Below are 218 nucleotides of genomic sequence, written 5' to 3' on the forward strand. Positions count from 1 at the left end.
AGCTGGGAGAGCGCCTGCCTTGCAAGCAGGAGGTCAGCGGTTCGATCCCGCTTGGCTCCACCATTCCCTGATAGCTCAGTTGGTAGAGCACTCGACTGTTAATCGAGTTGTCACAGGTTCGAGTCCTGTTCGGGGAGCCATTAAGGCCCGTTGGTCAAGGGGTTAAGACACCTCCCTTTCACGGAGGTAACAGGGGTTCGAATCCCCTACGGGTCATA

2 tRNA genes are annotated in these 218 nt (G+C 56.4%); both read left to right on the top strand.

From position 1 onward, the window contains the following. Positions 1-64 precede the first annotated feature (64 nt). Positions 65-140, top strand: a tRNA-Asn gene (locus HP552_RS04680). 4 nt (positions 141-144) lie between these two features. Next, positions 145-216, top strand: a tRNA-Glu gene (locus HP552_RS04685). Positions 217-218 lie beyond the last annotated feature (2 nt).

Source organism: Paenibacillus xylanilyticus (genome assembly GCF_013359935.1).
In the GTDB taxonomy this organism is placed as follows: domain Bacteria; phylum Bacillota; class Bacilli; order Paenibacillales; family Paenibacillaceae; genus Paenibacillus; species Paenibacillus xylanilyticus.